Source organism: Candidatus Koribacter versatilis Ellin345 (assembly GCF_000014005.1).
GTDB lineage: Bacteria > Acidobacteriota > Terriglobia > Terriglobales > Acidobacteriaceae > Korobacter > Korobacter versatilis_A.
On sequence record NC_008009.1, the window covers coordinates 4,767,751 to 4,794,350 of the forward strand.

21 protein-coding genes and 1 tRNA gene are annotated in these 26,600 nt (G+C 58.9%); 18 read left to right on the forward strand and 4 right to left on the reverse strand.

What is annotated here, in order from left to right:
- From ACID345_RS20940 to ACID345_RS20950, 3 genes are all read right to left on the reverse strand, one after another.
- Positions 1-1,212 carry an alanyl-tRNA editing protein gene (locus ACID345_RS20940; RefSeq protein ID WP_011524832.1) on the reverse strand — a complete coding sequence of 404 codons (1,212 nt, stop codon included), beginning with the start codon at positions 1,210-1,212 and terminating at the stop codon, positions 1-3.
- An 88-nt stretch (positions 1,213-1,300) separates the two neighbouring features.
- On the reverse strand, positions 1,301-2,491 hold the full coding sequence (locus ACID345_RS20945; protein ID WP_011524833.1) for a threonine synthase: 1,191 nt from the start codon (positions 2,489-2,491) through the stop codon (positions 1,301-1,303).
- An 11-nt stretch (positions 2,492-2,502) separates the two neighbouring features.
- Positions 2,503-3,267: a tetratricopeptide repeat protein gene (locus ACID345_RS20950; protein ID WP_011524834.1), complete on the reverse strand. Its 765-nt coding sequence runs from the start codon at positions 3,265-3,267 to the stop codon at positions 2,503-2,505.
- A gap of 139 nt (positions 3,268-3,406) precedes the next feature.
- On the opposite strand from ACID345_RS20950, the gene ACID345_RS20955 reads away from it, so the two are divergent.
- From ACID345_RS20955 to ACID345_RS20985, 8 genes are all read left to right on the forward strand, one after another.
- The gene (locus ACID345_RS20955) at positions 3,407-4,261 is read left to right on the forward strand and encodes a Cof-type HAD-IIB family hydrolase (protein WP_011524835.1); all 855 of its coding nucleotides are present in this window, start codon (positions 3,407-3,409) and stop codon (positions 4,259-4,261) included.
- Positions 4,254-4,955: a lytic transglycosylase domain-containing protein gene (locus ACID345_RS25935; protein ID WP_011524836.1), complete on the forward strand. Its 702-nt coding sequence runs from the start codon at positions 4,254-4,256 to the stop codon at positions 4,953-4,955. Before ACID345_RS20955 ends, ACID345_RS25935 begins: the two co-directional genes overlap by 8 nt.
- 102 nt (positions 4,956-5,057) lie before the next feature.
- Positions 5,058-6,050: a lysylphosphatidylglycerol synthase transmembrane domain-containing protein gene (locus ACID345_RS20965; protein ID WP_011524837.1), complete on the forward strand. Its 993-nt coding sequence runs from the start codon at positions 5,058-5,060 to the stop codon at positions 6,048-6,050.
- A 64-nt stretch (positions 6,051-6,114) separates the two neighbouring features.
- On the forward strand, positions 6,115-6,582 hold the full coding sequence (locus ACID345_RS27300; protein WP_011524838.1) for a Zn-dependent dipeptidase: 468 nt from the start codon (positions 6,115-6,117) through the stop codon (positions 6,580-6,582).
- Complete coding sequence (locus ACID345_RS20970) at positions 6,525-7,274, forward strand: dipeptidase (protein WP_266190230.1); 750 nt, start codon at positions 6,525-6,527, stop codon at positions 7,272-7,274. The genes ACID345_RS27300 and ACID345_RS20970 overlap by 58 nt, the downstream gene beginning before the upstream one ends.
- Positions 7,275-7,345: 71 nt before the next feature.
- The gene (nrdR, locus tag ACID345_RS20975) at positions 7,346-7,837 is read left to right on the forward strand and encodes a transcriptional regulator NrdR (RefSeq protein ID WP_011524840.1); all 492 of its coding nucleotides are present in this window, start codon (positions 7,346-7,348) and stop codon (positions 7,835-7,837) included.
- Between the two features lie 25 nt (positions 7,838-7,862).
- Positions 7,863-8,909 carry an isocitrate dehydrogenase (NAD(+)) gene (locus ACID345_RS20980; RefSeq protein WP_011524841.1) on the forward strand — a complete coding sequence of 349 codons (1,047 nt, stop codon included), beginning with the start codon at positions 7,863-7,865 and terminating at the stop codon, positions 8,907-8,909.
- 98 nt (positions 8,910-9,007) lie between these two features.
- Positions 9,008-9,084, forward strand: a tRNA-Arg gene (locus tag ACID345_RS20985).
- A 1-nt stretch (position 9,085) separates the two neighbouring features.
- Here ACID345_RS20985 and ACID345_RS20990 read toward each other — a convergent pair.
- Positions 9,086-10,075 carry a serine hydrolase domain-containing protein gene (locus ACID345_RS20990; protein ID WP_049761996.1) on the reverse strand — a complete coding sequence of 330 codons (990 nt, stop codon included), beginning with the start codon at positions 10,073-10,075 and terminating at the stop codon, positions 9,086-9,088.
- A 609-nt stretch (positions 10,076-10,684) separates the two neighbouring features.
- On the opposite strand from ACID345_RS20990, the gene ACID345_RS20995 reads away from it, so the two are divergent.
- From ACID345_RS20995 to ACID345_RS21040, 10 genes are all read left to right on the forward strand, one after another.
- Positions 10,685-11,719, forward strand: a complete 1,035-nt coding sequence (locus ACID345_RS20995; RefSeq protein WP_011524843.1) for an aldo/keto reductase — start codon at positions 10,685-10,687, stop codon at positions 11,717-11,719.
- Positions 11,720-11,858: 139 nt separating this feature from the next.
- A complete protein-coding gene (locus ACID345_RS25940; protein WP_011524844.1) occupies positions 11,859-12,617 on the forward strand; it encodes a recombinase A in 759 nt (252 codons plus the stop codon).
- Entirely contained in the window at positions 12,605-14,092 is a 1,488-nt protein-coding gene (locus tag ACID345_RS21005) for a DNA polymerase Y family protein (RefSeq protein ID WP_011524845.1), read from the forward strand. Before ACID345_RS25940 ends, ACID345_RS21005 begins: the two co-directional genes overlap by 13 nt.
- A gap of 67 nt (positions 14,093-14,159) precedes the next feature.
- Positions 14,160-17,372 carry a DNA polymerase III subunit alpha gene (locus tag ACID345_RS21010; RefSeq protein WP_011524846.1) on the forward strand — a complete coding sequence of 1,071 codons (3,213 nt, stop codon included), beginning with the start codon at positions 14,160-14,162 and terminating at the stop codon, positions 17,370-17,372.
- A 110-nt stretch (positions 17,373-17,482) separates the two neighbouring features.
- Positions 17,483-18,064 carry a sigma-70 family RNA polymerase sigma factor gene (locus ACID345_RS21015; protein WP_228370686.1) on the forward strand — a complete coding sequence of 194 codons (582 nt, stop codon included), beginning with the start codon at positions 17,483-17,485 and terminating at the stop codon, positions 18,062-18,064.
- A 69-nt stretch (positions 18,065-18,133) separates the two neighbouring features.
- Complete coding sequence (locus ACID345_RS25945; RefSeq protein WP_011524848.1) at positions 18,134-21,049, forward strand: serine/threonine-protein kinase; 2,916 nt, start codon at positions 18,134-18,136, stop codon at positions 21,047-21,049.
- A 147-nt stretch (positions 21,050-21,196) separates the two neighbouring features.
- On the forward strand, positions 21,197-21,541 hold the full coding sequence (locus ACID345_RS26415) for a PilZ domain-containing protein (RefSeq protein ID WP_011524849.1): 345 nt from the start codon (positions 21,197-21,199) through the stop codon (positions 21,539-21,541).
- An 82-nt stretch (positions 21,542-21,623) separates the two neighbouring features.
- Positions 21,624-22,361 (forward strand): hypothetical protein, encoded by a 738-nt coding sequence (locus tag ACID345_RS21030; protein ID WP_049761998.1) that lies wholly within the window; start codon positions 21,624-21,626, stop codon positions 22,359-22,361.
- Between the two features lie 88 nt (positions 22,362-22,449).
- Positions 22,450-25,917 carry an acyl-[ACP]--phospholipid O-acyltransferase gene (locus ACID345_RS21035; protein ID WP_011524851.1) on the forward strand — a complete coding sequence of 1,156 codons (3,468 nt, stop codon included), beginning with the start codon at positions 22,450-22,452 and terminating at the stop codon, positions 25,915-25,917.
- On the forward strand, positions 25,914-26,576 hold the full coding sequence (locus ACID345_RS21040) for a phosphatase PAP2-related protein (protein WP_011524852.1): 663 nt from the start codon (positions 25,914-25,916) through the stop codon (positions 26,574-26,576). Before ACID345_RS21035 ends, ACID345_RS21040 begins: the two co-directional genes overlap by 4 nt.
- The last annotated feature ends 24 nt before the right edge of the window (positions 26,577-26,600 follow it).

The window sequence follows — 26,600 nt, forward strand, 5'->3', positions numbered from 1 at the left end:
TTACGCGATTCTGCCTGCGATCTTCTCCAGTACCGCCTCTATCTTAGACGCGTCCGTAGCTCCGCCCTGCGCCATATCTTTGTTCCCGCCACCGCGCCCGCCAAGTTCCACCAGCGCCTCTTTCATCAGCCCACCCATGTCATTCGGGAGCCCGGAAGTCTGGGCGAATATAACGGCGGGCTGCGTGCCCCCGCACCCAAGCAATGCCACCACGCTTCCCTGTCGGGTCAGGCGCTGCGCCAGAAGCTTGATGAACGTCATATCCCGGTCCGTGTAAAACTGCCTCACGACCTTCTTGTCACCGAGCTGCGCCAGCATCACGTCCGCCGTGAGCGACGCGACTTCTTCCAGCAGTTTGTGCTCGCGCTTCGTTCCTGCCTTGTTTTCTTCAATCAGCTTCCGCACCTGCACCGGCACATCGTAGATGTGGCTTGAGAACAAAGTCGCTGCGTCTGTGAGCGTTTCGAAATCCCTGCGCGCCGTGTTCACCGCGCGTCCGCCGCAGACAAACTCCACCCGAAACCCCTGCTTCTCCTTCGCGATCTTCCGGATCAGGAGTCCCCCGATCTGTCCCGTCGCACGCACATGGGTTCCACCGCATGCATTCAGATCGAAATCTTTGATATCAATCAGCCGCAGCTTCTCGCGCTCCGCCGGTGGAATCTTCCGCACCCCCATCGCACGCGCCTCATCCACCGTCGCGTACTTGATCTCCACCGGACGGTCCTCGGCGATCACCTCATTGGCCACGGCCTCGGCTTTCTTCACTTGTTCCGGCGCCAGGGCCTTGGTATCGAGATCGATGGTGCAACTCTCCGCGCCCATATGGAACGACACCGTCTTCATCTCAAACAACGACTCGAACGCCGACGACAACACGTGCTGCCCCGTGTGCTGTTGCATGTGGTCGCGACGCCGCTCCACGTCAATGAACCCGCGGACCCGCCCGTCTTTCAGCGTCTCTACATCCGACGTGTCCACGTAATGCTGAATGACGCCTTCTTCCGTCTCGCCGACTTCACTCACGCGCAACTTCCGCGCGTCCTTCTCCAACTCCATCCAGCCGGTATCAAAAATCTGCCCACCGCTCGTTGGATAAAACGCCGTCCGGTCGAGCACGACGATCGCGCGCCCGTCCTCCACACGCGCGTCCAGCACCGCCGCCGTAAAGTTCAGCAAGAAACTATTGTTGTAATAAAGCCGTTCCGTCATAACCACCAATGAGATTTAAATTCTGTCATCCTGAGCGAAGCGACCAAAGCTCGCGCAGTCGAAGGACTTTTATCGCTACCATGCGCTCTCAATAAGGCTGAATAATGCCGCCCAGCGCCCTCGATTTCGGCTGCTCCTTCTTCCTAAAATACTTCTCAAACACATCGATATACTTCAATCCGCTACCGGTGTTGAACAACACCACCTTCTCTTCCGGGCGCAGATATCCGCTCTCGATCAGCTTCCAATAAGCCGCCAATGCCGCCGCTCCCTCCGGAGCCGCAAACACGCCTTCCTCACGCGCCCACGATGAGAACGCCGCCATGATCTCGTCGTCTGTCACGGCCACCGCAGTTCCGCCACTCGCTTTCATCGCGTGCAAGATCTCGCGATCCGCATACGGCTTCGGCACTCTCAGCCCGGCAGCCGAGGTGTGCGCATCCTTCCACATCTCCATCGTTTCGCGATGCTCTTCCCACGCCTTCACTACCGGTGCGCAGCCTGTGGCCTGCGCACATATCATCTTCGGACGCTTGCTGCCAATCCACCCCAACTGCTCCATCTCTTCGAAGGCCTTCCACATCCCAAGCAGACCCACGCCACCGCCCGTCGGATAGATGATCGCGTCCGGCAACTCCCACCCGAGTTGCTCCGCCACCTCGTACCCCATAGTCTTCTTGCCTTCGACACGGAACGGTTCTTTCAGCGTCGAGATATCGAACCATCCCTCCGCCTGCTTGCGCTCCGCGACCATCTTCGCGCAGTCGCTGATGAGTCCATCGACGTAGGTAACGTGCGCGCCGTAGCTCTCGCACTCAATGCGGTTCGCCATCGGCACGTCTTTCGGCATGAAGATGTGCGCCTCGATCTTCGCCGCCGCGCAATACGCTGCCAGCGCGCTAGCCGCGTTTCCTGCCGATGGGATCGCAATCTTCTTCACGCCGTAAAAGCGGGCCATGGTCACGCCCATCCCAAGGCCGCGTGCTTTGAACGAGCCGGTGGGATTCAAACCTTCATCTTTTATGAACACATTCGCGTGCTTGCGGCTGGGAAGCATTGGCGTAAAACCTTCGCCGAGCGTGACCGGCTCAACGTCCGGAAGAACGGAGGAATAGCGCCACATCGTCGCCGGCCCGAGCTTCACAGCTTCGCGATCGGGTCGCCCGAACTCATAACGCACCCAGAGCGGCCCCGCACACTTCGGACAAACATTTAGCAGTGTTGCCGGCGCGAGTTTCTCCCCGCACCGTGCGCACTCAAAATGCGAAATCTTCGCCATGGACAGTTATCTTACGCGGCAGGCAGGGTCTTGCGCAGCGCTTCCGTTCGTCGAAACCACGGGCGCTCGCGACGTTTCTGAAATCCGGGCATATTGTGTCGCTTTGCGAGGATTCCATCCAGCAACTTCTTTGCCCCCGCATTTCTGCCCTGCGAAGCCAGGAACTCCGCGTAGTGATACTGCGTCTCGGTCAGCGTTGAAGTCTGCGTCGCAGCTTCAAACATCTGCGTTGCACGCTCGTTCTGGCCGGTCTTCCAGTACGCGTACGCGAGCAACCCCGGCGCGCGCTGGAAGTCATATTTCGGATCTTCGCGCACTACGCGCTCCAGATCGGCTACCGCCGCGTCGAACTGCCCGAGTTCGGTCTCCGCCACCGCCCGGCGATAGAAGGGATCAATCGAATCCGTCCGCGCGGAGATCGCGTGATCATAAGCGTCCTTCGCCTTCGCCCATTTCTCTTCGTCGAGATAAATCTGGCCCAGCTCTTCGTAGTTCCCCGCCGACGGGTTATCCACCACCGCCGCTTCGAGCTCTTTCCTTCGCGAACCGCGCTGCACAAATCGGAACGCTCCCGGATCGGTCAACTCCGGCAACGCCTCCACCGCGAGATAGATCAATGCCCCCAGTGGTCCAAGAAACAGAATGACCCAGATCCAAAAGAAGTCCGGCCGCTTGCGCACAAAGTGCACCAGCGCCGCGATCACCAGAATCCCGCCGATACTGAACAGCCCGCCAAACCCAAACATCAATCCAATAGTACCAACCCGCTCTGTCATGGTGAGCGAAGCGGCGAAGCCGCGCAGTCGAACTGCCTGATGTTTTCCCTGTCATCCTGAGCGAAGCGGCCGCAGGCCGCGAAGTCGAAGGACCCCTGTCGCCTCCGAAATGCCCATTCCACGCTGCTAAAATAATCAGGTGTCCCGCATCCGCCTCATCTCCATCGACATAGATGGCACCCTGCTGAACTCGCAAAACGAGCTTTCGGCCGCGAACCTCTCTGCCCTGCACCGCGCTCACGACGAAGGCATCCAAATCGTCCTCGGCACCGGACGCCGCCACGCCTTCGCCCTGCCCATCGCCGAAGCCCTCGGCTTCGACCTCTGGATGATCAGCTCCAACGGTGCCGTAACCCGCTCTACCCGCGACGAGCACTTCTTCATGGACCTGCTCCCCGCGAAGGTGGCTCGCGACCTCTGCATCTACATGGGCGACGAATTCCGGGCCAACACCGTCATCACCTTCGAGCGCCCGGGCAAAGGCGCGCTCATTGTCGAGCGCACCGACGAGCTCACCGAATCCATCCAGCGCTGGATCGAAAAAAACTCACAATTCATTGAGTTCATCGTCCCAATAGAGACAGGAATTGTGACCGACCCGATCCAAGCCATGTTTTGCGGCACCATTGCCAAGATGGAACTCGCGCAGGCGAAGCTTCTCGCGTGGCCCGGCCGCGACCAGGTCACGGTGCTCAAAACCCAGTACGACCACCGCAACCTCTGCATCGTCGACATCCTCAACCGCGATTGCTCCAAGGGCCATGCTTTGCAACGCTTTGCCGACTCTCGCGGTATTTCCCGGGACGAAATCGTCGCCATCGGCGACAACTTTAACGACATTGAAATGTTGCAAGTTGCCGGACATCCGTTCATCATGGGCAACGCCTCGAATGAACTGAAGCAGAACGGCTGGCCCGTCACTCTCACCAACGATGAGAGCGGTGTCGCCGCCGTAATCGACCAGGTACTCGCGGAAGCAACGACGAATGCGTAAGTGGCTTGCAGCAGCAACGATGTTTTTCGGCGCGACGGCCTTCGCCTCCGCTGCCGAACTCGCCGTGCTGCAAAACGGATTCACCATCCGCCACGAACGCCACGAAGTGGTAGGCGAAACCACGCGCCTCTACACCGGCGCGAACGCCGAAGACTTCATCGAAGTCCCCACCGCCCAAATCGCTTCTTACGCACCCGACGATACTCCCGCAGTCGCCGGGCCAGAAGCTCCGAAGGTCATCGATCTCCACGCCGTCATCAAAGATGCCGGCATCCGTCACGGCCTCGATCCTGACTTTATCGCCAGCGTCGTGCACGCTGAGAGCGGCTACAACGTGAAGGCCGTCTCGCCCAAAGGCGCGCAAGGCCTCATGCAGTTGATGCCCAAAACCGCCGCCGGTCTCGGCGTGAGAGACAGCTTCGATCCCGAAGCCAACATCGAAGCCGGCACCAAATATCTCCGCGCGTTGCTCGACCAGTACAACGGCGACGTCATCAAAGCTCTCGCCGCTTACAACGCTGGCGTGCAGCGAGTCGCGCAATACCACGGCCTGCCGCCCTTCCACGAGACGCAAGCCTATGTCCGCCGCATCGTCGTGGAATACAACCGCAAGAAAGCCGAACAGCGCAAAGTGGCCGCCAAAACCCAAGCCCTCGCGAAGAAACCCGCCGTCGCCACCGCCTCATCCCAGTAGCCCTGTCATGGTGAGCGAAGCAGCGCGCAGCACTGCGTAGTCGAACCATCCCTAACCTCACGAAACACTCGAACTCCTGATACCCTAATTATTCGCTCTCTAATGAAGAACAAACGCGCCATCATCTCCATCCTCGTCGTCGTTGTTGTCATCGGCCTCATCCTCATTCAAGTCAAAGCCTGGCGTAATTTCGACTGGGGCACGTTCCTCAAGTACACCGAATCGGTCAACATCCTCGGCGTAATCACCGCCATCGTCGTTATCTACTTCAACTACTTCCTTCGCGCCACGCGCTGGCGCGTCTTTCTGCGCTCGCGCCAGGCCGTCCGCGCCATGGATCTCGTCCCCTCGCAGATCATCGGCTTCACCGGCCTTGCTCTTCTCGGACGCCCCGGCGAATTTATCCGTCCTTATCTCATCGCGCGCAAAGTCAATCTAAGCTTCGCATCGCAACTCGTGGTCTGGACCGCCGAGCGCCTCTGCGACGTGATCTCCGTCGCCACCATCCTCGCGCTCACGCTCATCATTCGTCCCGACTTCCGCCACTTCTTCGTCCTTCCCCACATTCGGACCAAGGCTCTTCTCGCCATCGCCGCTTTCTTCCTGCTGATCGCCGCCGTACTCATCTTCAGCCACGGCCTGCGCCGCAAGATCCAGCGCCTGATCGGCGACCTCAGCCGCTCCGTTGCGCATGACTTCATCTCGTTCGTCGAGATCATCGGCACGTCGCTAGTGATGTGGGTCCTGATCGCCAGTTCGTATTACTTCACGCTGCACGCCTACCCTGCGCTCCACGACAAAATTCACATCACCGACGTCCCACTCATCATGGGTGCCAGCACGCTCGGCTCCGTAATCCAGCTCCCCGGCGTCGGTGGAGGCTCACAGCTCGCAGTCATCGGCATCCTCTCGTCGCCCATTTTCGGACTCGGCCACGAACTCGCCGTCAGCGCCGGCATCATGCTCTGGCTGGTGACTTTCTTCTCCGTAACCCCGACGGGCCTCTTCCTCGCTCACCGCGAAAAGCTCTCGTTCACGCGCCTCTCCAGTGAAAGCCAAGCCGAAGAAGAAGCCGCCGAAAAAGCTGAAGCGTAAGTAAGCCGTTCCGCCTCATGCTAGGAAATAGAAAATTACCGCGCGCAGGAGTACCGTTCCAATCGTGATAAAGAAGCTCACGTGGATATCGGCCATTCTTGTTCTATTGCTTGGTTCTGGCATTCTTGCGGCGACACAGCTCGTTGAAACCCGCTACAACAAAGTCCGCACTCCACCTCCATATTCCGTGAAATCCGAACTTCACCAGAGCCTCTTCATCGCGGACCTTCACGCCGATTCGCTTCTCTGGGGCAGAGACCTTTTGAAGCGCTCAACCATTGGTCACGTGGATCTACCGCGATTGCAGGAGGCCAATGTCTCGCTGCAGGTCTTCACTGTCGTCACCACAGCTCCACGCAGGCTCAACGTCAACCAGAACAGTTCGGAAACAGTTCGGACACTGACCTCGTCCGGACGCTGGCCATCGCCGAGCACTGGCCGACAGACACTTGGAACAGCCCCAAACAACGCGCGCTGTACCAGGCAACTCGCCTCCACAAATTCGAAGCGAAATCGGATGGCTCTCTCGTAATCGTCCGCTCGGGTTCAGACTTGCAACGATTCATGTCCAAAAGGAAGCCCCACAGCGTTGCCGTACTCCTAGGTGCGGAAGGCGCTCAGCCTCTGGAGGGAAAGCTTGCGAATCTCGACGACCTTTATGCTGTCGGCTTTCGTATGATGTCACCCACCCACTTCACCGACACCGAAGTCGGGGGCTCCGCATCAGGACAAGGAAAAGCAGGTCTTACCGAGCTCGGACGCCAATGGGTGCGCGCTATGGAATCGAAGAACATGCTCATAGATCTCGCGCACGCCTCGCCGGAAACCGTACGCGACGTCACCACAATCGCCACACGTCCTGTCGTTGTTTCTCACACCGGGGTGAAAGGGACTTGCAACAACAATCGCAATTTGTCCGACGAGGAACTCCGCGCGGTTGCCAAGACGGGTGGGCTGATCGGCATCGGCTTTTGGGAAACCGCTGTCTGCGGCCGCGATGCCGCCGCGATCGTTCGTGCCATTCGTTATGCTGTCAGCGTCGTTGGCGCAGACCACGTCGCCTTAGGTTCTGACTTCGACGGTTCGACCACGATGCCCTTCGATGCCACGGGGCTCCCCATGATCACGGAAGGTCTCAAAAGCGCCGGACTTTCCGAACACGACATCCGCCTCATCATGGGTGAGAACGTCGCTAACCTGCTCTCGCATACACTCCCAGAGTAGGCGGCTCCAACCCTCATCCCCTGCTACAATATCGAGTTACGTCAATCCTCAAGAAAGCTCCCTAAACACCCATGCGCTGCCCATTTTGCGCCCATCCCGAAGACAAGGTGGTGGACTCGCGCGAGAGCAAAGAAGGCGAATCCATTCGCCGACGCCGCGAGTGCCTGAAGTGCGAAAAGCGCTTCACCACCTACGAGCGCATTGACGAAATCCCCTACATGGTCGTCAAAAAAGACGGCCGCCGCGAGCGCTTCGACCGCCAAAAAGTTCTCAATGGCCTGATGCGCGCCTGCGAAAAGCGTCCCGTCTCCATCGGCAAGCTCGAAGCCATCGTCAACGAAGCCGAAACCTTCGTCATCGATTCCCCCGAACGCGAACGCCGCACCAGCGAAATCGGCCAACTCATCATGGAGCACCTCAAGAAGTACGACAAAGTGGCCTACGTGCGCTTCGCTTCCGTCTATCTCGATTTCAAAGATGTCCGCGAGTTCCTCTCCGAACTCCAGGACCTGCTGAACCACAAAGATCCAGCGGCCGTCGCGACGGTCAAGCCCATCAAGTAACCGCACTCATAAGGAATTCGATTTCATGACCTACAAGATCACACTCATTCCCGGCGACGGCATCGGCCCTGAAGTCACCTCCGCTGCCGTGCGCGTCCTCGAAGCCACCGGACTCAAGTTCGAGTGGGAAAGCTTCGCCGCCGGCGCCGAGGCCTACGAAAAATACAAGGAATACATCCCGAAAGAACTGAACGAATCCATCGAGCGCACCAGGATCGGCCTCAAGGGTCCAGTCACCACTCCGATCGGTGGCGGATTCTCCAGCATCAACGTTGAACTGCGCAAGCGCTTCGAGCTCTACGCGAACGTCCGGCCAATCCGCAATCTTCCAGGCGTGCACACTCGTTATCCCGGCGTCGATCTCGTCGTGGTGCGCGAGAACACCGAAGGCCTCTACTCCGGCATCGAGCACGAAGTTGTCCCCGGCGTAGTCGAGAGCCTGAAGATCATCACCGAGAAGGCCAGCACCCGCATCTCCAAGTTCGCGTTCAACTACGCGCGCAAGATGGGCCGCAAGAAGATCCACTCCATCCACAAAGCCAACATCATGAAGATGTCCGATGGCCTCTTCATCCGCTGCTCGCGCAACATCTCGAAGGAATATCCCGAGATCATCTACGGCGAGCACATTGTGGACAACACCTGCATGCAACTGGTGATGAACCCCTACCAGTACGACATCCTGCTCCTCGAAAATCTCTATGGCGACATTGTCAGTGACCTCTGCGCCGGATTAGTCGGCGGCCTCGGCCTCGCTCCCGGCGCCAACATCGGCGAACGCGCGAGCATCTTTGAAGCCGTTCACGGCTCCGCTCCCGACATCGCGGGCAAGAACATCGCCAATCCCACGGCTGTCATCCGCAGCGGCATCCTCATGCTCCGCCACCTCGACGAGCAGGACGCCGCCAACCGCGTCAAAGCCGCCGTCCACCACGTCTACCGCGAAGGCAAACACCTCACCAGGGACATGGGTGGCACTACGTCCACCAGCGAATTCGCCGATAAAGTCGTCGAGGCCATCCACAGCAAAGACCTCGTCGTCCCCGCACCGCCGGTACAAAGTCCAGCGTAAATCACGTTCAATTGTGGGTGCCCCACCCTTCCCGAAGGGAGGGTGGGCAAGCTCACAACATGGGCTTGTTTTGCTATAATTATCAAGTCGCTTCACGTGCGCCCTTAGCTCAGCTGGATAGAGCGTCTGACTACGAATCAGAAGGTCGGAAGTTCGAATCTTCCAGGGCGCACCATTTAATACTCCCTCAATCCCATCCATTCCCGCACTTGCCGCGCTACCTTCGTCGCGCTTGGCGGATCGTAATTCGACAACACAATCACCGTGTAGCCGCCCGGCAGTGACGATTCCATATCCGCATTAATTCCGGGCGCCCCGCCTGCAATTCCGGTACCTCTCAGAGCAGCAAAGGGCATATCGGCTGGTTTCGGCACATCCGGCGCAAACACCGGGTTCGTCAGCTTACGCGCTTCCAGAGCATTCGCCAGCTTCAGCAAATCGCGCGCCGTCGAGTACCCTCCGCCCGCCGAGCTACCCCTTGCCGGACGAGTGTAGATATTGTTCCGCCTTGGCCCGTGGTCGTCATCCTCAGTTTGGCTGGTATAGCCGGTGGCCAGGTTCGACGTCATCCCATCCGCCTCGTAGAAGTCGGTGCTTTCCATGCCCAGCCGCTTGCAGATGTGCTCGCGAACATAGTCGTAGTAGCTCTGCCCCGAGACTTTTTCGATTACCGCACCAAGCACTACAAATCCGCCGTTGGAATACGCCTCTTTCGTTCCTGGCTCAAACGCTAGCGGCTCTGCCGCAAGCAGCGCCATGAAATCCGCGATCGTGCGGATCCTGTCCTTCGGCGTATCGCGGAACTTCGCCCCAAAGAAATCTCCTATCCCCGACCGCATCATCGCAATCTGCCGGATCGTGGCTTTCTGCGCCTCTTTGTTCGGATAGTCGGGCAGGTACTTCCCCATCGGATCGTCCAGTCCGACCTTGCCCTCGATCACCAGTTGGCCAATTGCGATTCTCGTGAACAGCTTATTGATGGACCCCAGGTTGAACTTCGTTTCAATGTTATTGGGAACGTTGTATTCCCTGTTCGCCAGGCCATACGCCTGCTCAAACACCGGCACTCCGTCTTTCGCAAGCAGCACAACACCGGAGAACTCGTCCTTTCGGCTTAACTCGTCCATGTGCGAGCGCAGTTTCGCAACCAGTTCCGACTGGTTCACGGGTGCATGTGGGCCACTCCCCTGATTCCGCAAACTCTGCGACTGCGCGAGAGAACACAAAAGCAATATGCAAACCGCGAATGCGAATTTGCGCACAAATCCCTCCAGAAGTTGGCTTCTCTTGTATTCGCGAAATGTATGGATTTAGTTCCCGCCGCAATCGCCGGCGCCATGCATCAAATCCGAATCACGCAACTGAAATCGGGGAAATCGGGGAGACAAAATAAATCCCAATTTCCCGATTCGAAAAAATCTGATTACCCATCAGTCAACCAAATCCTTCCATTTTCCCCATACCACCTTTGCGGCAAATTCCTCCGAAAATTGCGGATTTGAAAAATTTCCGCGGTCACGCTCGCTTTTCACCGCGTTTCGAGAAGAAAATTCGCGCCCCAAAACCGTCAATTTTCGGAGCACCTAAAAAGCCCGGATTCGTAAATAGCTCCAAAATAAGCACTTGGAAAAATCTGTTTACCAACTTCTAACTTCGGGTTTTATCGTAAGTTTTCCTCCTTTCTTCCCGTTAACTTCGCACGGAAAATCCAGCGATCACCGAAGACGAAGCCAAAATTACGTAACCTTCTCTATCTCCATTTCATCTAGTCCGCCATGGAATATCGACTGCTCGGCGGTTCTGGACTCAAGGTGCCGGTGCTCAGCTTCGGCGCAGCGACATTTGGCGGTAAGGGCGAATTCTTCGGCGCGTGGGGTAAAACCGACGTAGCCCAAGCCTCTCGCATGGTGGACATGTGCGTGGCAGCGGGCGTCAACTTCTTCGATACCGCCGACATTTATTCACAAGGCGCCTCCGAAGAAATTCTTGGTGAAGCGATCAAGGGCAAACGCTCGAACCTCCTGATCTCGACAAAAGCCACATTCCCCATGGGCGAGGGACCAAACGATCTCGGCTCCTCTCGTTATCACCTGATCCAGGCGTGCGAAGCCAGCCTGCGGCGCCTACAAACGGATTACATCGACGTCTATCACCTCCACGGCTTCGACTATTCCACGCCGATCGAAGAAACGCTGCGCACCCTCGACACGCTCGTGACCAGCGGCAAAGTGCGTTACATCGCGTGCTCGAATTTCTCTGGCTGGCACCTGATGAAGTCGCTGGCGATCTCCGAGAAATACGGCTGGTCGCGCTACGTCGCGCACCAGGTGTACTACTCGCTCATCGGCCGCGACTACGAGTGGGAATTGATGCCGCTCGGAATCGACCAGAAAGTCGGCGCCATCGTATGGAGCCCGCTGGGCTGGGGCCGCCTCACCGGTAAAATCCGCCGCGGCAAACCGTTGCCGGAGGTGAGCCGCTTGCACAAAGCCGCTGACGGCGGGCCGATCGTCGCCGACGAATACCTCTATAACGTGGTGGACGCGCTGGACGAAGTGGCGAAAGAGGTCGGCAAAACCATCCCGCAGGTGGCGTTGAACTGGCTTCTCCAGCGCCCAACCGTGGCAAATGTGATCATCGGCGCGCGCAACGAGGAGCAGTTGGCGCAAAACCTGGGCGCGGTGGGGTGGAATTTATCCACCGAGCAGGTGCGGCGGCTGGATGCCGCCAGCGATGTGACTCCGATCTATCCCTATTGGCATCAACGGCAATTCGTCTCACGCAATCCTCTGGCGCAGATTTCTGCATAACAAATGGTGCATAAGACCCGCGAAATTCGCGGGTCTTTTTCATTTTGAGCATTGACAACCACCCGTCCCACGTCGCAATCTAAAGGCGAAGAAAAGGCGAATAAAAACGCCTCAATTTCTCTCCTTTGTGGTAGCCGCGATGAGCACCGCTTCCCTGTTGCGTTCCCAGATCGAATCGGCCCTGGCGCCACGCGTCCCCGTGGTCTTCAGCACCTGTGCGCAGGTCTCGCGACCGGTGCAAACCACCGGAATCGCCGCGCTCGACCGGCTTACCGGCGGTGGATTGCCCGTCGGCGCGGTCTGCGAGCTATTTGGCCCGGAATGTTCTGGCAGAACCAGCGTTGCGCTGGCGTTTCTGGCGCAAATTACGCGGGAAGGCACGGCGTGCGCGTGGATTGACGTGGCAGATTCGCTGGATCCGGAGTCGGCGGCGGCGTGTGGCGTGGATTTACGGCGCTTGCTGTGGGTACGGTGCTCGGACGCGGAAACGCGGCGCGCGCGCGGCAAAATGTGGTCGCGACTGGACCAGGCGCTGCGCGCGGCGGACCTAGTGCTTCAGGCCGGTGGTTTCGGCGCGGTGGTCTTTGATATGGGCGCGGTTCCGCCGGAAAAGGCGCTACGCGTGCCGCTAGCGTCCTGGTTCCGGTTCCGCGCGGCGGCGGAGCGCACGCAGGCCACGTTTCTGCTGCTTTCGCAGGTTTCGTGCGCGAAAAGCTGTTCGGCGCTGCAGTTGAAGCTGGACCGCCTGCGCACGCGGCAGGAGGGCGGGCAGGTACTGAGCGGCCTGCAATTCCACGCAGAACTGGTGCGCGACCGCTTTTCCGCCGCAAAAAAGCCGTCGGCAGCGGTGGCGGCGTGGGGGCAATCCACGCCGTGGGTGACGTCATGTACGCCGTAATCTACGCGCGCGAGTTCCCGGCGCAGGCGTTGCTGCGGCTGCGGCCGGAACTGCGCCAGAAACCCGTCGCGGTGATGGAGGGCGAGCCGCCGCGCGAATTCGTGTGCGCCGCGAACGAATTCGCGTACCGCATGGGCGTGCAGCGCGGGATGACGCGTCCGCAGATGGAAGTTCTGGAGGCGGTGGAGACGCTGCGGCGGTCGCGCGCGGAAGAAGACGCGGCGCGCGCGGCATTGTTGGAGTGCGCTGGACGGTTTTCGCCGCGCGTGGAGGAGTTGCGCTTCGAATACACGTTGGCGGTGGGCGCGGATATCAGCGGGACGGAGAAACTGCTCGGTACGACGGAGCAGATCGTCCGGCGAATGTGCGAACACGCTGCGGTCATGGGGATGGAAGTTTCGGTGGCCGCTTCCTGCAACTTCGACGCGGCGCTGTGCTGGGCCAAGGCGCACGCGGGAACGAAGGTCATTTCCCCGGGTGAAGAACGCAAAACGCTGGCGGCGGTACCGGTGGATGTCCTCGACCTTACGCTGGATCAGTCGGTGACGTTCTCGCTGTGGGGCGTGCACACGCTTGGCGAACTGGCGGCGCTGCCGCAGGCGGAGTTGATCGCGCGGCTCGGACAGGACGGCAAGCGTCTGCGCGAGTTGGCGTGCGGCGAGCACCAGCACTTGCTGAAGCCGGTGGGTGAGCCATTTGTGTTGCGGGAAGAGATCGAATTCGAGGCCGACGTGGAGTCGCTGGATTCGGTGATGTTCGTACTTGCGCCGATGCTGCAACAGCTTTGTTTGCGAGTGCAATCAAGGGCGCTGGCATTGGCGTCGGTGACGGTGCAATGCGGGCTCGATGGCGGTACGACGCATACGCGCACGGTGCGTCCGGTGCTGCCGACGATCGATCACCAAGCGCTACTGAAGCTGATCCACCTGGATTTGATTGCGAACCCACCGGGGGCGGCAGTGGTGGCACTGCGCGTATTTACCGAGACCAACCGGCCATCGCGCGCGCAGTTGGGGCTGTTTTCGCCGCAATTTCCGGAGCCGATGCGGCTGGAAGTGACGCTGGCGCGGTTAGCGGCGGTGGTCGGTGGGGAGGATCGCGTGGGCGCGCCGGAGTTGGTGGACTCGCATCGGAGGGATGCGTTTCAGATCAGACACTTTTCTGAACCCACCCTCCGGCTAAAGCCGGAAGGGTGGGGGACCCACGGTGTTGCGGGGATGCGCGTTTTAAGGCCCTCCGAAGTCGTGTTCGTGCAGAAACTGCATGAGCGGCCGCATCAGTTTGTGTTTCGCAGCGAGCAGTACATGGTGATGGAGTGCTACGGGCCCTGGCTGGCGAGCGGAGATTGGTGGGGCGCGGAGAAGTGGGAGCGTCGGCAGTGGGACGTGGTGGCGAGTTCACATAGCGGTAAACCGCTGTGCTGCCAGTTGGCGTCTTCGGCGAATGAGTGGTGGGTGGAGGTGTTGTATGACTGAAAAGCTTTCACCACGAAGGTTCACGAAGGATTCTTAATGCGGATCAATATCCGCATCTCCCGTCGCCATGACCGCACAAAACCAATACATCGAGTTGCATGCGAACAGCGCGTTCAGTTTCCTGCGTGGGGCTTCACTGCCTGAGACGCTGATTTTTCGCGCGCAGCAACTCGAATATCCGGCGATGGCGCTGATGGATGGAAACGGCGTTTATGGCTCGGCGCGGTTTCATCTCGCTGCGAAGCCGAATGGCGTACGTGCGCACGTGGGCAGCGAGATTGCCGTGCGCGATCTCGGTGAGCGCATGGCGCCGGCGGCGTGGTTGCCGCATCAATGGCCGGCGGAACCGGTGCGTCTACCGCTGTTATGCGAGTCGCGCGAGGGATACCAGAACCTGTGCCGCATGGTGACGCGGCTGAAGATGCGCGAGCCGTCGAAGGCGGAAGGCGCGGCGGTGATGGCCGATGTGGAAGAGTTCGCGCGCGGTCTGGTGTGTTTGACCGGCGGCGACGAGGGTCCACTGGCGTCGGCGCTGGCGCGTGGTGGCGAGCCCGAAGGACACAAAACTGTAGAGCACCTGGTGCGCATGTTTGGGCGCGAGAATGTTTTCGTCGAATTGCAGCGGCATGGATTGCGTGAGCAGGAGTGGCGCAACCAGGCGGCGGTGCGGATTGCGCGCTCGCTGCAGCTGCCGATTCTCGCCACCAACGGCGTGCGTTATGCCGATGAGCCGGAGCGCGAGATTGCCGATCTGTTTACGGCGATCCGCCATCACGTGGCACTGAAGGATGCGGGGCGTCTGCTGGCGCAAAATTCGTGCCGGTATCTGCGTCCGACGGCGGAGATGGCGCGGTTGTTTCGCGACCTGCCGGAGGCGGTTGCGAATACGTGGGAGTTGTCGCAGCGGCTGACGTTCGAGCTCGACGATCTTGGTTACCAGTTCCCGATTTATCCCACGCCGGATGGCGAATCGATGGACTCGTTCCTGGAGAAACGCGTACAGGAAGGCGTGATCAAGCGCTATGGAGCGAAGAACGAGCCCGATCTCTACGCTCGTGCACAGAAGCAAGTTGCGCGCGAATTGGCGCTGATCAAGAAGCTCGGTCTCGCCGGATATTTTCTGATCGTATGGGACATCATTCGCTTCTGCCAGCAGAACGACATTCTCGTGCAAGGGCGCGGCAGCGCCGCGAATTCCGCGGTTTGTTACGCGTTGGAGATCACGGCGGTTGACCCGGTTGGCATGGAGTTGCTGTTTGAGCGCTTTTTGAGCGAAGCGCGCGGCGAGTGGCCGGATATTGACCTCGATTTGCCATCGGGCGACAAGCGCGAGCAGGCGATCCAGTACGTGTACACGCGTTACGGGCATCTAGGCGCGGCGATGACTGCAAATGTCATTACCTATCGTGGAAAATCCGCGGCGCGAGAGGTTGGCAAGGCGCTTGGTTTCGACGTCGAGACGTTGAACAAGCTGACAAAGCTGGTGAGCACGTGGGAGTGGCGCGGGCCGAATGACACGCTGGAAAACCAATTCGAATCGGCGGGATTTGAAGCGAAACATCCGCATATCGCGAAATATCTCGACCTTTGCAGCCGTATCCAGGATTTGCCGCGGCATCTCGGGCAACACTCCGGCGGGATGGTGATCTGCCAAGGGCAGCTCGACAGCGTGGTGCCGATCGAGCCGGCGTCGATGCCGGGCCGGTCGGTCGTTCAATGGGATAAAGACGATTGCGCCGACATGCACATCATCAAAGTGGACCTACTTGGACTGGGGATGATGGCGGTAATCAAGGATTGCGTGGACTTGGTACCGCGGCACTACGGTGTTCCCGTGGATTTGGCGCAACTACCCCAGAACGATGGGGATGTTTATCGCACGCTGCAGAAGGCGGACACAGTCGGCATGTTCCAGGTGGAAAGCCGTGCGCAGATGGCGTCGCTACCGCGGAATTATCCAACGCGGTTTTACGACATCGTGGTGCAGGTTGCGATCATCCGACCGGGGCCGATCGTGGGGAACATGGCAAACCCGTATATGCGTCGCCGACAGAAGAAGGAAGAGGTGACGTACTACCATCCGTTGCTGGAGCCGGTGTTGAAGCGGACGCTGGGCGTGCCGTTATTCCAGGAGCAGTTGCTCCGGATGGCGATGATCGTCGCAAACTTCTCCGGCACCGAAGCGGAGGAATTGCGACGCGCGCTGGGAATGCGGCGCTCCACGCAGCGTATGCGCGAGCTCGGCGTGAAATTGCGCGCGGGAATGACGGAGAACGGGTTTGATCCGAAGACGCAGGAAGAGATCATCCAGAGCATTTCGTCGTTCGCGCTGTACGGGTTTCCGGAGTCGCACGCCGCAAGTTTCGCGCTGATTGCGTATGCGTCGGCGTATTTCAAGGTGCATTACCTCGCGGCGTTCACGGCGGCGATCCTGAATAACCAGCCGATGGGCTTTTATTCGCCGGCGGTATTGGTGAAGGACGCGCAACGGCATGGATTGCGCGTTTTACCGGTGGATGTACAACGTTCGGTGTGGGACTGCACGGTAGAACACGCCGGTGACGAGCGTAAATTGCGGTTGGGATTGCGGTATGTGCGCGGATTACGGCAGGAAACCGCAGAAATACTGGTGAAATCGCGGGAAAACCACGGTCCGTTCGCGTCGTCGGAGGACTTGGGCCGGCGGGTGCCGCTGCTGAACCGCAAAGAACTGGTGGCGCTGGCGCAAATCGGAGCGCTGAACTGGGTGGGCGGTACGGCGCACCGTCGCGACGCCTTGTGGCAGGTGGAGCGGGTGAGCCGACGCCCCGGACCGCTCCTGCAATCCGCGGAGGAAGAAGAGGACGTTTCACCGCTGGCGCAGATGAATTGGGAGGAGCGGTTAGTCGCTGATTTCAACGGCACCGGCCTGACCGTCGGCAAGCATCCGATGACCTATCATCGCGAGCGGCTAGCAAAGATGAGGGTGCTTTCGGCGGAACAGTTACAGGTTGCGGAAGACGGACGGCAGGTTCGAATCGCCGGCTGCGTGATCGCAAGGCAGCGCCCGGGGACGGCGAAAGGTTTTGTTTTCCTGAGCATCGAGGACGAGACGGGGATTGCGAACGCGATCATTAGTCCGCAACTATATGAGCAGAACCGGGTGGTGGTTTTTACCGAGCGGTTCCTGGTCGTGGAAGGCAAGCTTCAAAACCAAGACGGCGTGATTCACGTCAGGGCGCAGCGAGTGCAGTCGTTGCATTTGAACCAGGTTGCAGCACCTTCGCACGATTTTCATTGAGAATCAATGACTTGGCGAGAAGCGTCAACTAGAGCAATGTTGTCCTGTTTGGGACGTGGCGCCTTCCATTCTTTGCTGAGTTTTGGAGAACCTCGGCTAAAATAGCGTCCTTGCCCCAAGAACAGCCCATTACGATCCTGCTACATGATGTGGCAGCAGGAGATAAGCGCGCCCTTGATTCCCTGGTGCCGCTCCTCTATCCCGAGTTGAAAAGATTGGCGCGTTCCTACATGCGAGGCGAGCAAACCGGCCACACTTTGCAACCCACCGCACTGGTCCACGAAGCGTATGCGCGGATGATCAAGCAAGACCATCCGGATTATCGAAGCCGCGCACACTTTATGGGGGTGGCGGCGCAGATCATGCGGCAGATCTTGATTGATCACGCGCGCACGCGCAAGGCCGAGAAACGCGGCGGTGGCGTTGTGGATTTGTCGCTGGAAGAAGCCGATGCGGTATCGATTGCGCGTCCTGTATCGATCATTGCGGTGGATGATGCGCTGGCGGAACTTGCAAAGAAAGATGCCATCAAAGCGCAATTGATCGAGATGCGGTTCTTTGGCGGAATGACGGCGGAAGAATCGGCCGAAGTCTTGAACTTGCCGGTGCACGAGGTGCGGCGGCACCTGCGAGTAGGTCAGGCATGGCTGCAACGCGAATTACAACTCGGCGAAGTCGAAAAGAATTCCTGAGAAGGCGTCCAAAAATCCGGTCCTATTTCGCCTTATAGGTTATGGGGTGTATCCGACCCGGAGGAGATCGTGCCCGGCAACAACTGGGATCGCGTACAAGAGGTATTTCTGGAGGCGGCAGACCTGCCGCTGTACGATCGCGTGCGATTTCTGGACGAAACGTGCGCCGACGATCCGGATTTGCGTACCGAAGTCGAGTCGCTGCTATGGGCGGATACCGCGGGTGCCGGCGGAATCAGCGAGGCCATCGAATCCGAAGTCAATTCCCTCCTGCATGATGATGTCTCGCTGATAGGCACTCGGCTTGGCCGCTATCGCCTGGTGAAAGAGATTGGTCGCGGCGGCATGGGATCGGTCTTTCTCGCCGAGCGCGACGATGAGCACTTCCATCAGACCGTCGCCATTAAGATCGTAAAACGCGGCATGGATAGCGCCGAAGTTCTGGCGCGCTTCCGGCATGAACGTCAGATCCTCGCAGGCCTCGAACATCCTTACATCGCACGATTAATCGACGGCGGTACGACCGACGATGGACGTCCATTCTTCGTCATGGAGCGCGTCGAGGGCCGACCGATTGACGTGTACTGTCGCGAGCAAAATCTTAGCGTCGAGGCGCGCTTGCGACTGTTTGTCCGGGTATGCGAGGCCATCTCGTACGCGCACCGCGCACTGGTGGTGCATCGCGATCTGAAGCCGAGCAATATCCTCGTAACCAGCGAAGGAATCCCGAAGCTCCTCGACTTCGGAGTCGCGAAGCTCCTCGGTCCAAGCCTGGATCCTGGGCTGACCTCGACCTGGTCGGCGATGGGGCCGCTTACGCCGGAATACGCGAGTCCGGAACAGATCCAGGGACTGCCGATTACAACTGCAGCCGACACCTATGCGTTGGGCGCGATCCTCTTCGAACTGCTGACGGGGAGGAGAGCACAGAAGATTGCGGGGCACAGTCCGGCGGAAATCGAGCGGGTAGTTTGCCACGTCGAGATTCCTGCGCCAAGTGCGGTCGAAAAAACTTCTGGTCTGTCGCTGAAAATTGACAGCGATCTCGACAACATCGTGTTGATGGCACTTCGCAAGGAACCGGAGCGGCGCTATCGTTCGGTGAACCAATTTGCCGAAGATATTGCGAAGTATCTCGCGGGCCGCCCGGTGCTAGCGCAGCAGGATTCATTCGTCTATCGCAGCCGGAAGTTCTTGCGGCGGCATGCTCTATTGGTTGCAGCAGCCGCGCTGGTGACGGCGAGTTTGGTCGGCGGAACAGCACTGGCACTGATGCAGGCCAAACGCGCAGAAACAGCCCGGGGATTGGCGGAAATGCAGCGCCAGTCAGCTGAACGCGAGCGTGCGCGCGCCGAAGCACAAACTCAGATCGCGGAGCAGGAACGCGTGAAAGCGGAGGCCGAGGCGCTCGTTGCGAAGACGGAGCAAGGAATCTCGCAGCGCCGGTTGGCGCAGATGTTAGAGCTCTCCGATCACACTTTGTTCGACGTGCACTCCGCAATCGAGAAGCTTCCGGGCGCCACCGAGGCGCGTCGGAAGATCGTCGCCACCACGCTGAGCTTTCTCGAAGATTTGTCGAAAGATGCAGCGCATGATGATCGCCTGCGATTCATGTTGAGCGTGTCGTACCTGCGCGTGGCGGATGTGCTGGGGCATCCGCTGAAACCGAACCTTGGCGACAGTAAGGGAGCAGACGAGAACTATCGCAAGTCGGTGGCGATGATCGAGCCATTGGTCAAACAATATCCGGACAATGGTGAATATCTGCGGCAGATGATTCACGCCGAGGTGCAATGGGCGATCCTGCTCTCACGGACTGGAGAACAGGCACGCGCGATTGCAGTGCTGAAGTCGCTTATGCCGATGGCGCCGCGGTTGCCGAAACTCTGTCCGAAAGATCCTGATTGCTGGATGGTGGAGAGTGAGGTTTATTCAGAACTCCTGGAGACCAATGAGACGATTGATTCCGGCTCGGCGATTGGTTACTCGGAGTTGCAGGTCGGGTCTCTCGAGAAAGCTCACAAACAATTTCCGGACAATTCCGAGGTCCTGCTGGAACTGGCTTCCGCCTACAGCCAGAACGCAAAACTGCACAATGTCCGCGGGGAATTGCGGGAATCAGTTGATGGCTTCCGACGCGCGATGTCGTTGCGCGAGGAAGAGGTGCGGCGGAATCCGTCGGATGTACTGCTGCAGCGCAGCCTGATGATCACCTACGGAAACCTTGCGGGCACGCTGGGAAATCCGATCTACCTGAATCTTGGAGACTCCGAAGGCGCGCGCTTGTATTACGGAAAAGCGCTGGCGATTGCGCGTCAACTGGCGGCGGCCGATGCGAACAATCAACTCGCGCAGTATGACCTCGCGAATGCTTTGCTGTTTTCGTCGTGCCTCGATCTCCCGAAAGAACTTTGGCCCGAAGCATTAGCTCATCTCACCGAAGCCGAGACGATCATGACGCGACTTGTTGCTGCAGACCCGAAAGCGGTGAAAAATCTGCGGTGGCTCAGCACGGTGCAGGAATTCCGGGGCCGACGTTTGATGTTGATGGGGCAAAATGACGAGGCGATTGCCACCCTTCAGACGTCGATGGAGAACGGGGAAAAGGGCCTCACCCGTGCAGCAAGTGACCTCAGCATGATGACGCAAGTGGTTGCCAGCGAGGAGGGACTCTCGGAGGCCCTGGCGCGAAAGGGCGATGCTGATGGCGCACTCAGTCACGCGAGAGCTGCGGTGGCAAAAGTCGAAAAGGCAACCGCTCCAGATTCGGACAAGGACAGGTTGCTGCGGCTAGCGGCAATTGCCTATCAGAACCTCGCGGTCGTGCAGTCGTTGCTCGGCGACTGGAACGGTGCTCGGGCTTCTGCCGAACTTTCCATCACGCAATGGCAGAGAATGGTCGCGATGGGCAGCCACCGAGTGGAATCCGCTAAAATGCGGGCCTCGGAAGAGCTTGTGCAGCAATCACTTGCGCACCTTAAATAAAATTTTTCGTTCGGCCGCAAAATTCTCCTGCAATTTCCGCCTTATTCAGTAAGGGCACTTAGGGGATTCCCTCCGGAGGGGATAAAACATGCGGACCGTGTGGGTGTGGTTTCGTAGAATCCTCGTGCTGAAGTTCGTAGGAGCAGCATGAACGACAAGCGGCAATGCGAGCGGTACAGCTGTAACGGTAGTGGCGACCTCATAACTCAGAACAACGGACGGGTTTGGGGCCACCTAGGCGATATCTCGACCCGAGGTTTCTATCTCTCCACATTTGGACCGTGGCCAGTGAACACGGATGTGCGCTTCAAGATCGAAGTCGAAGGCACGCAGATCTGCGGGACTGGCATCGTGGCGACAAGCCATCCTGGCGTGGGCATGGCAGTCGTATTCAAGGATATGACGGATGATGCGCAGCACGCGCTCTCCATGGTCGTCCACGAACTGCAAGGTTCGAGCGAACGCCCCGTCGGCATGGGACTGCGCGTGTAGAAGACCGATGTTGCGCGGGTGATACACTCCCCGCATCTTGAGCAGACTCCGAAGCGGAATCTCAAAATCAGCGAGCGTTTGGATGATCGTGGGAGTCACGATCTTGCTTGCGCTGGGAGTTATGCTTGTTCCCCGCGTCGCCCAACCAGCTTGGTATCACGATTTCGCAGACAAGCGCGGGCTGCTGGGCATTCCTAACTTTGGCGATGTCGCTTCGAATATTCCGTTCGCGATCCTGGGCGTGCTCGGTCTTGTATTTCTTCTTCAGCATCGCGAGCGTTTTGTGGACCGGCGCGAGCAGTGGCCGTACTTGGCAGTCTTTGTCGGCCTGGTGCTGACCTGCGTTGGATCCTCCTACTACCATCTTGCTCCCGACAATGCGCGACTGCTGTGGGACCGCATCCCGATGACGATTGTGTTCATGGGAATGGTGGCAAGTGTGATCGCCGAGCGAATCAGCTTGAAAGCGGGCCTGGTAGCCCTGCCTTTCCTTCTCGCGCTCGGTGTTCTGAGCGTGCTCCAGTGGTATCGCAGCGAGTTGCTTGGCGCAGGTGATTTGCGCTTCTATGCCAGCGTCCAGATTTATGCCGGCGCGATCCTGCTGGTGGCGCTGCTGTTGCGTCCGAAATACACACGCAGCTCGGACCTGGCAATCGTGGTGGGATGGTACGTTGTCGCGAAGCTGCTCGAGTCGTTCGACAAGCCGATCTTTTCGGTCGGACACATCGTCAGCGGGCATACGTTGAAACACTTGGCTGGCGCGGCCGCAGGTTTCTGGATTCTACGCATGCTCCAGAGGCGAGAGCCGATCGCGCTGTAAGCCGGGGCGGTTCTTTGGTTATTGGCGCGTCGCGCCGCTTCGTGACAATATGTCGTGATCCCTAACCACTTTCCGGCCAAGGTCTCTGATGAGCGAAGGTACCGTCGCAACTCCCTCTGCTCCCGAACAAGTCCCACCACCCGTGAACGAAGCTCCTCGTCCGGTCGCGAAAAACTGGCGCGGAGGATTCTGGGCACTGATCCTCACGCAGTTCCAAGGTGCGTTCAACGAGAACGGGCTGAAGAACCTGGTTGTCTTCCTCGTTCTCGCCTCGGTGGCAGACAAGGCTCAACGCGACAAGCTCGTTCTAGTGGTTGGCACGCTGTTCTCGCTGCCGTTCATCCTCTTCTCGATGACTGGCGGCTTCTTTGCCGATCGCTTCAGCAAGCGAACCGTCACCATCGGCACCAAGCTCTTGGAAATGGGAGTGATGGGCTTGGCCATCGCCGGGCTCGGCATGCAAAACCTGCACGTACAAATGGCAGCGGTGTTTCTCGCGAGCACTCAAGCCGCGCTGTTTGGACCATCGAAATATGGCCTGCTGCCGGAGTTGCTGCCAGAAGAGAAGCTGTCGTGGGGCAATGGCGTGCTGGAACTGGGAACGTTTCTGGCGGTGATCGCCGGGGGCGTGATCGGAGCCACGTTCGCGGAAGTCTTTAAAGGGCGCCAGGCATATTCCGGTGCGATCCTGCTCGGGCTCTCGTTGCTTGGCTTGTTCTTCAGTCTCGGGATCGCGAAGGTAGCGCCGGCAAATCCGACGAAGAAGTTCAAGGCAAATCCCCTCGCGGACCTTTGGTCGCAGGGCAAACTCATTCGCGGTGACCGGGTCTTGTGGCTTGCGATCTTCGGCAATACATATTTCTGGTTTCTCGGCGCGCTGCTCACGGCAAACATTGTGTTCTATGGCGAAGACGTACTGCACGCCAATTCCACGCGCACTGGAATTCTCCAAGCCGCGGTGGCCATTGGCATCGGCGTCGGCAGCTTGACCGCGGGATACCTGTCCAGCGGAAAGATCGAGTACGGCCTGATCCCGATGGGCTCGGTCGGCATGACTGTGTTTGGTGTGCTGCTTTCGCGTCCGGGGCTCAGTTTCAACCACGTGCTCGGGCTGCTCGTGGCGCTGGGATTTTTCGCCGGCTTCTTCGCGGTGCCGGTCAACGCTTTGATCCAGCACCGTCCAGATGACAAGGACAAGGGCGGTGTGATTGCCGCCGCAAACCTCTTGTCGTTTGTCGGAATCGGCGCGGCGACCGGCGTTTATTACGTCTTTCAGCACTACGTGCACTTCAGCCCACCGCAGATCTTCTTCTCAGTTTCGCTGGTGACGGTGGCGGCGACAGTGTATGTGCTCTTCTTGCTACCTGACGCACTGCTCCGCCTGATTCTCTGGATGCTCACGCACACGCTCTATCGCATCCATCTCGAAGGTCGCGAAAACGTGCCAAGCAAAGGCGGCGCGGTGCTGGCCCCTAACCACGTCTCGATGGTGGACGCGATTCTGCTATGGGCGGCGATTGACCGGCCGATCCGATTCCTGATGTTCAAGGACAACTACGAACATCCGCTGATTAAGCCGTTCGCGAAGATCATGGGAATCATTCCCATCTCGTCATCGCAGCGGCCACGCGAGATGATTCACTCCCTGCGCACCGCGACCCAAGCACTCAAAGATGGCGAAATTATAGGCATCTTCCCCGAAGGCCAAATGACGCGCATTGGACAGATGCTGCCGTTCAAGCGCGGCATTGAGCGCATTGTGAAAGGCGTAGAGGTACCGATCATTCCGGTAAACCTCGGCGGAGTTTGGGGCTCGATCTTCAGCTTCGACAAAGGCCGATTCCTCTGGAAATTCCCGCGCAAAATTCCCTATCCCGTAACCGTGACCTTCGGCAAGCCGATGCCCTCGACTTCGACTGCGCGCGAGGTGCGACAGGCAGTGCAGGAACTCGGCGCCGACGCCTACGGGTTCCGCAAGCGCTACATGCACACGCTGCACCGATCTTTTATCAAGACAGCACGGATGCATCCGATGCGCTTTGCGATGGCGGACGGCCGCACGCCGAAATTGCGATTTGGCGGCGCGCTAACAAAGGCCATCTTCCTCGCGCGACGCTTGCGCGGAACCTGGAAAGACCAGGAAATGGTAGGCATTCTGTTGCCGCCTTCGGTGCCGGGTGCGCTAGTGAATCTTGCTGCGTTAATGATGGGCAAGGTTCCGGTAAACCTGAACTACACGGCATCGAGCGCGGTGCTGCAGTCGTGCGCCGAGCAATGCAAGTTAAAGACGGTCGTCACGTCGAAGGCGTTCCTGGAACGCGTACACGTCGAGCCACCGGGAAAGGTGATCCTGCTGGAAGAATTGGCGGAAGCGCCACGAGCATCGGAAAAACTGACGGCGTTGCTTATCACGTGGCTGCTCCCGAAGCGGCTCATCGAAAAGGCCTGCGGCTGCGGACGCACGCCGACTCTGGACGACACCGCTACCGTGATCTTCTCCAGCGGCAGTACCGGCGATCCCAAGGGCGTGGTGCTTTCGCACTACAACATCGCGTCGAACGTTGAGCAGATGAACCAGGTGTTCATGCTCAGCAGCCACGACAAGATCCTTGGGATACTGCCGTTCTTCCACTCGTTCGGATTCACCGGGACCCTGGCTCTGCCTGCGAAGGTCGGGATGGGCGTGGTATTCCATCCGAATCCGCTGGAAGCCCGCGCGATTGGTGCACTGGTGAGCCAGTATTCAGTGACGTTCCTACTGGCAACGCCGACGTTTCTCAATGCATATATGCGGCGAATCGCCCCGGAAGATTTTGGAAGTTTGCATTACGTAATGACCGGAGCCGAGAAACTGCCGGAACGCGTCTCGGTCGCTTTTGAAGACACATTCGGTATCAAGCCGCTCGAAGGCTACGGATGCACGGAGTGCTCTCCCACTGTCACGGTGAATACGCGCGACTTTCGCGCCGCGCAATTCCGGCAAGTCGGGTTCAAACGCGCGAGCATTGGACATCCGCTCCCGGGGATAAGCTTGCGTGTCGTGAACCCCGAGACGATGCTGCCTGCAGCACCTGGTGAACCGGGACTATTGTTGGTTCGCGGACCCAACGTGATGCAGGGATATCTCGGGCGTCCGCAGAAGACGGCGGAGGTTCTGCACGATGGCTGGTACAACACCGGCGACATTGCGGCAATCGACGACGACGGCTTCGTGAAGATCACAGACCGACTCAGTCGCTTCAGCAAAATCGGCGGCGAGATGGTGCCGCACATCAGGGTCGAAGACAAGCTGCAAGAGATTATCGGAGCGACCGAGCAGGTCTTCGCGGTGACTGCCGTGCCCGACGAAAAGAAGGGCGAACGCCTTGTTGTTCTGCACACGCTGAAGGACGAGCAGGTGCAGGAGTGCGTCTCGCAAATTGCGAAGTCGGACCTGCCGCCACTCTGGAAAGTTCGTGCAGATCAATTCGTACATGTGGATGCACTACCGTATCTCGGCACCGGTAAGCTCGATTTGCGGCGACTGAGAGAAATTGCACTGGGGACGACGGTATGAGTTCCGCGGCGAAGTTGCAACCAGTCGCGCAGAAGCGCCGATTCCCGATTGTGGCGCGGGCAGCGATCACGGCTGCCGCTCTGGGGGTGTGGTTCTGGACCCAATCACTGATCGGCGCCCGCAAGTTACACGGCGAAGCGATTGGCGACGGCATCCACACGCTAACTCACAGGATTAACGCCTATCTGCAAGGTCATTCTGCGACGACGAATGCGTTGTTGATCGTAAGTTCCGCCATCATCGATTCGCTTGGCATTTATCTGCTCGCAAAGTGGATCTTTGGAAAATCCGCCCGGCCATTCGTCGGTTTGCTGATTGTTCTCGGGCTTCGACAACTGATGCAGGGGCTGGTCGCTCTGCCCACCCCACCCGACGATCTCTGGCACTATCCCGGCTTCCCCTCTCTGCTCGTCACCTACGGAGTTTCAAACGACTTCTTCTACTCGGGGCACACGTCGATTGCGGTGTTTGGCGCGACGGAGTTGTGGCGCGAAGGCAGAGCTTGGCTGCGCATCGTCGCGGTTTTTGTCGTGGTATTCGAAATCGCCACGGTGCTGATCTTGCGCGCGCACTACACAATGGATGTATACACGGGACTCGTGACCGCACTGCTCGCGGCGGTACTCGCTGACAGGTGGACACGTCCTTCTGCCGCGTGACTTGTCACTGTTTTGTTAAAGGGC